The organism is bacterium (assembly GCA_040755795.1).
Lineage (GTDB): Bacteria > UBA9089 > CG2-30-40-21 > CG2-30-40-21 > SBAY01 > JBFLXS01.
The window spans coordinates 1-5,350 of sequence record JBFLXS010000278.1 but is presented as its reverse complement, the minus strand read 5'-3'; the positions used below and the strand labels follow the sequence as shown (position 1 = coordinate 5,350).

Annotated in this window: 6 protein-coding genes; 2 read left to right on the top strand and 4 right to left on the bottom strand. The window is 39.0% G+C overall.

Features of this window, described 5'->3' with window-relative positions; translation table 11 throughout:
* The first annotated feature begins 176 nt into the window (after positions 1-176).
* Complete coding sequence (locus AB1414_14705; GenBank protein ID MEW6608672.1) at positions 177-1,217, top strand: hypothetical protein; 1,041 nt, start codon at positions 177-179, stop codon at positions 1,215-1,217.
* Between the two features lie 403 nt (positions 1,218-1,620).
* Here the strand turns inward: AB1414_14705 and AB1414_14700 are convergent, their stop codons facing one another.
* Positions 1,621-2,418, bottom strand: coding sequence for a metal ABC transporter permease (locus AB1414_14700; GenBank protein MEW6608671.1), 798 nt, complete (start codon positions 2,416-2,418; stop codon positions 1,621-1,623).
* A gap of 64 nt (positions 2,419-2,482) precedes the next feature.
* Positions 2,483-3,403 carry a metal ABC transporter substrate-binding protein gene (locus AB1414_14695; protein ID MEW6608670.1) on the bottom strand — a complete coding sequence of 307 codons (921 nt, stop codon included), beginning with the start codon at positions 3,401-3,403 and terminating at the stop codon, positions 2,483-2,485.
* A gap of 42 nt (positions 3,404-3,445) precedes the next feature.
* On the opposite strand from AB1414_14695, the gene AB1414_14690 reads away from it, so the two are divergent.
* On the top strand, positions 3,446-3,610 hold the full coding sequence (locus AB1414_14690) for a hypothetical protein (GenBank protein MEW6608669.1): 165 nt from the start codon (positions 3,446-3,448) through the stop codon (positions 3,608-3,610).
* On the opposite strand, the gene AB1414_14685 is transcribed toward AB1414_14690, so the two are convergent.
* Entirely contained in the window at positions 3,559-4,686 is a 1,128-nt protein-coding gene (locus AB1414_14685; GenBank protein MEW6608668.1) for a hypothetical protein, read from the bottom strand. The genes AB1414_14690 and AB1414_14685 overlap by 52 nt on opposite strands.
* Positions 4,687-4,806: 120 nt before the next feature.
* Positions 4,807-5,109: a hypothetical protein gene (locus AB1414_14680; GenBank protein MEW6608667.1), complete on the bottom strand. Its 303-nt coding sequence runs from the start codon at positions 5,107-5,109 to the stop codon at positions 4,807-4,809.
* Positions 5,110-5,350: the final 241 nt, after the last annotated feature.

Below are 5,350 nucleotides of genomic sequence, written 5' to 3'. Positions count from 1 at the left end.
TCAGGTTATCGGTTATCAGGTTATCGGTAAAGAGCAAGCAGTAGCCTGCTATCTCAAATTACCGATTACTGATTACCTGATTACCGATTACTTTAAATAATCACAATTTATACCCCACTGGAGTATAATTACCATTCACCAGTTACCAATTACCAAATGAAAAGGAGGGAAGCAAAATGAATTGTTTTGCTACAGCTATTGGCAGTCTGCCACATAGAGATATTGAAAAAACTATCACGCTCATATTAGATAACCTGCCAGATGTGCCTATCTGGCCCCAATTACCACAGTTGTCTTTTAAAGAAAATATGTATCTCCAATATAGTGAGAATTTACCCTGTCTGATATGGGATGAAGAAAACCAGAGGATTTTCTTCGAGACAACTAAAGATGTAGAATCCCAATTAGAAAAATTCTATCAAAACTATCTTGATAAGGAAATAGAGTATTTTAAAATAGGCGAGGATTATGCGGCGGGATTTTATGCGATGCTAAGGTATTTAAAAAAACAGATGCCTGCCGGGATTAAATTTATCAAAGGACAAATCACCGGACCTATTAGTTTTGGTTTGACGGTTCCTGATGAAACTAAAAGGGCAATTATCTATAATGAGCAATTATTTGACACGATAATTAAGGGATTGGCAATGAAATCAGTCTGGCAAATCACAAAACTTAACGACCTGAATCTACCAATAATCATCTTTATTGATGAACCATATTTATCTGCCTTTGGTTCTGCCTATATTAGTTTAAGTAAGGAAACAATAGTTTCTTCTTTAAATGAAGTAATTAAAACTATTAAAGAAAATAGTAATGCCTTAGTTGGTATTCATTGCTGTGGTAATACCGATTGGTCAGTGCTTATGGAAACAAGCGTAGATATTGTTAATTTTGATGCCTACGAGTTCATTTTGAATCTTGCTTTATATCCGGAAGAATTAACCGTATTTTTAAATAGAGGGGGAACGCTTGCCTGGGGAATTGTTCCAAGTTCTGAGGAAATTCTGAATGAGAATGTTCATACTTTATTTAGAAGATTCACCGAAGGGATAGAGCTTTTAGCCAGTAAATTAGTCAGTCAAGATATTCCAAAAGACCTATTATTAAAAAATCTATTTATCACACCAAGTTGTGGAATGGGTTCTTTATCTGAAGATATTACCGAAAGAATCTTGAAGACAACATTTGAATTGACTAACATGATTCGGGAATAAGGGGACACACATTTTTGTAAATGATTACCAGTAACTATTCAGCCACAGATTAACACGGATAGTAACTGTTCACCACGAAGAGTACGAAGGGCAGGGAGATGTTACAGAACAAATCTCTTTATGCCTTCTTTCAATCTTTCCACATTGAAATTTATCCACCTGTGCGATTAGACTAATTCATCGCAGAGACGCAAAGGAAAAATAAATGTAAAATGTAAAATAGGAAATGAAAAATGGGAAATTTTAGTACTTCGCCAGACTCATTACCTTTCAGTTATACATTTTCATTGGACATTATCCATTTTACATTTAACCGCACAGGTGGAAACTTTTGAAAAGCAGTTAACCTCTGCCCTCCACTGCAACGAATTGTTAGGTCAATAAATAGGGGGGAAATATCCCCCTATTTCCTCAAGATAGCGGTTATGCCCAGTAGCAATCCAAAACTGCACACAATAGAAGCCCCAGCAGGAAAATCAAAGGCACAGGAGGCATAAAGACCGGCTATGCTGGCAAGCACCCCAATTGCCCAGCCAACCATTAACCTTTTCCCAAAGCCAGATACTAGAAGAATAGCACATAAGGCTGGTATGATTAAACAGGAAAAGATTAACAGCACCCCCACGATGCGCACAGAGACCGTTACTATCAACCCAAAGGTAACATAAAACAGAAAATCCCAGAGCCTGATTGGAATGCCTGACTCTATGGCTTTATCTATAGAATAGGAAATAAGCAGAAATCGTTTTCTATAGAATAAATGGAATAAACCAACTAAAAGTGATAGGGTAAATATAATCAGGATATCCTTTGGTGAAGTAAAAAGGATACCACCAATCAGCATCTCTTTAATGTGCTCTGCTCCCTCAGGTATTTGGTTCAAAACTAAGATAGCGGCTGCTGCTGAGACTACATAGACAATGCCAATGATTGCCTCCTGCGGCAATTGTGCCTCTTTCATCCTGGTCAGGGTAAATATGCCCGCTCCAATAACAGCAAAACCAAAGGAAAAGATATAGACTAACGGCTCATCCAGTCCAATACCAAAAAGCAATCCGCAAGCACCACCCAGAGCGGCCATTTGTGCCAGGGATAAATCAACAAAGATTATCCCACGCTCAACTACATGAAGACCAAAATAGGTATAGATACCGGTCAGGATTAGACAGACCAAAAATGGCAGAATGATTAATTCAAACATTGTTATTTATCTCCAGTCAGATGGGGTGCGGTAACTTGTGTCTGGCCGCACCCCACACAGGATATTATTCTAACGCCTTAGCTAATTGATTGATGTTGTAATCAAACAGCTCAAGGAAGTCCTGAACTTCTTTTACTCCACCAACTGATGGTGGAAAGATTAATATCTTTGCTCCAGTCTCTCTGGCAACCATTTGACAGCCTTTTAAAGGGAAATAAGGCTCTACCAAAATCACCTTGACCTTCTTTTCTTTCATTACCTTTATCAAGCTGCTCAGATGAGCTGCTGATGGTGGAATACCTGGTTTAGGCTCGATATGTTCGATTACATTTAACCCAAATCGTTTGGCAAAGTAAGGCCATGAGTTGTGATAGGTAACGATATTACTGCCTTTGAACTTAGCCAACATTGTGGTCCAGGTACCAATCTTCTCATCCAGTTTTTTGAGATATTCTTGACGGTTGTGCTTAAAATAGTTACAATCTTTGTTAGATATTCGACAGAGTCCCTCAAGAATATTTTTGGTCATTGGCTTAGCACTTGCCGGGTCAGTCTGATAATGGGGATTACCGTAGATGTGAATATCTCCCATACTGCCATCAATCTTTTCTTTGGGAACCTCTAACCGCTCAATATTTACTGAAGCATCAACATAACCCTTTTCCCCATAGATAATTTTCTTATTTCTGGCCGCAGCAATCAGTCCATCTACCCACATATCCAGGTCCATACCCATTTTAACCAGCATATCAGCCTTTTTTAGTTGAATAACCATACTTGGTTTTGGTTCGACAAAATGAGGGTCCTGACTTCCCCTTGATAGACTAACTACTTCAACCCTATCACCGCCAACCACCTTCACCAGATCAGCCAGATCTGTAGTGGTAGTAACTACATTTATTTTTCCTGCTCCATAGGTGTAGCCGCCGAATGCAAGAAAGGCAGTACAAAACACCCATAAGAGTTTTAATTTTATCCTACTCATTTTTTCACCTCCATATTTATTTGGTAATTGGTTAAATGGTAACTGGTTAAATATTTACCAATTACCAGTTACCAGTTACCAGTTACCAATTACCAGTTACCAGTTACCAATTACCAGTTACCAATTACCAGTTACCAATTACCAGTTACCAATATTTACTCCAGCGGATGGCTGTGTGGGCCTATTCCAAAGATAATCTGGAGATAAGCCTCATCCCTGGAATGGCTATTGGCTTTATACTGACATCGCAGTCCGGTAGTCTCAGTCAGGCTTCTGGTGATAATCAGAGATGTTGAGGCCTCATCACCGGTTTCAGGTAAAAGTTGCTTGTTCTCATCCAAGAAAGGCCATGCACTCTCGGCATAATCATATCTTAGCCCCACATCCCAGTATTTATCAAATTTGTAATTGAGAAAGCTGTAGAATCCATCCCTTTTCAATGTGCCAGGAGGAACCTGGCGTTTCAAATGCAGCCATTCGGTCTGGAATATCAGTCGGCTGTGGGCAGACGGCCAGCGTTTGTAAATTATATCAACCCCATAAACCTCTGCATTATCCAGATGCTCCTTATAATGGGCACCTCTTCCCTTTGCCTTGCTTATTCCTATTTCTAACTCAGAGTTGCCTGATATGGGGAAAGATGTCCATAATCGACTGGTATAAACCCCGTTTCTTAATCCAAAATCCTTATGTTCACATGTTGATGTTCCATCATGATGATGATGTCCTTCTATTCGCCAGGCACCCACATCAAACTGAGCAAAAAAGGGCAATGGCAAGAGATAGCCTAAATTACCCCCTTCCCCTACCAGTCCATGGTCACCAAAGAAATTTGTAATAACCTGCGGTTGGTCAACATAGTGTCTGTGATGCTGGTGTACTTTGTTTATCTTGCCAAAGGTGATATGCGGTTTGCCAATTTGTATGTCTAAATCTCCGGCTACCTTCAAAAAGCTAACATAGGCTTCGCATATCTCTGCCTCAACATGTTCCCCATGTCGATGCATCGCCAGGAAGGCATCTGCCCGCATTTGAGGATAGATGAACCCCTGTAAAGCAAGCTCTATCTCTCTCATATGGACAGTGTTGCGGTCTTCATCGCTTTTATTGCTGGTTACCTTGCCAACAATATCTCCAACAACACTAATATCCGGAATATTAATCGGAATACCACGCATCCCTTGTGGAGCAGCAGGAGTGGTCATCTCTTCTGTCTCCTGAGCAAATATTTGCTCTCCATAGAGCATAAAAAAACACAAAAAACCTATCAAATACTTTTTCATTTATAACACCTCCCGTTAATAGGACACAAGATTATTTTCGCAGATTATCCGGATAATAAAATCCTGGAGCTCTGCGTCCATCTGTGTCCCAAAATGAAATTTTTTTAAATTAGAAATGAACTACAAACTTAATTCTGGAGGACCACGCGTGAAGAAATCCCTGAGGGTTAATTCTGGCAGGATTAAATTTTGAGGCAAGAATAAAAAGAAGTAAGAAAAAAATATTCCTGCAGTAATATCAGCAGTAATAATAACAGGTTGAAAGTTTTTTATAATATAACAAATTGGACAATTATCCGTCTCTGTTTCTGATGAATGGGTATGAGAAAAGATAATTGAGGATATAAAAACGAAGTATAATACAAAAAATATAATACCGAGTCGTCTTAATTTTCCTCTTTTAGTTTTATATTTAGTTTCCATATCTCTCCTGAAAATTAGGCACAAAATCTAGAATTGCAGGCTCGAACCCTGCACCCAGAAATCCGAACCCACACCCCACTTCACTATATGTTAATTATATCGTAACTATTCACCATTCACCATTCACAATTCACCATTCACAATTTCTTCCCTAAATTTCCTTAATAATGGTGAATGGTGAATTGTCAATTGTGAATTGTGAATTATCACTCTTCACGGTGTCAAGCAAACCTGGCCCAAG

Excerpts from the sequence above, each read along its gene's own strand:
- AB1414_14685 (MEW6608668.1), bottom strand. The coding sequence starts at position 4,686 with ATGAAAAAGTATTTGATAGGTTTTTTGTGTTTTTTTATGCTCTATGGA.
- AB1414_14695 (MEW6608670.1), bottom strand. The coding sequence starts at position 3,403 with ATGAGTAGGATAAAATTAAAACTCTTATGGGTGTTTTGTACTGCCTTT.
- AB1414_14700 (MEW6608671.1), bottom strand. The coding sequence starts at position 2,418 with ATGTTTGAATTAATCATTCTGCCATTTTTGGTCTGTCTAATCCTGACC.
- AB1414_14705 (MEW6608672.1), top strand. The coding sequence starts at position 177 with ATGAATTGTTTTGCTACAGCTATTGGCAGTCTGCCACATAGAGATATT.
- AB1414_14680 (MEW6608667.1), bottom strand. The coding sequence starts at position 5,109 with ATGGAAACTAAATATAAAACTAAAAGAGGAAAATTAAGACGACTCGGT.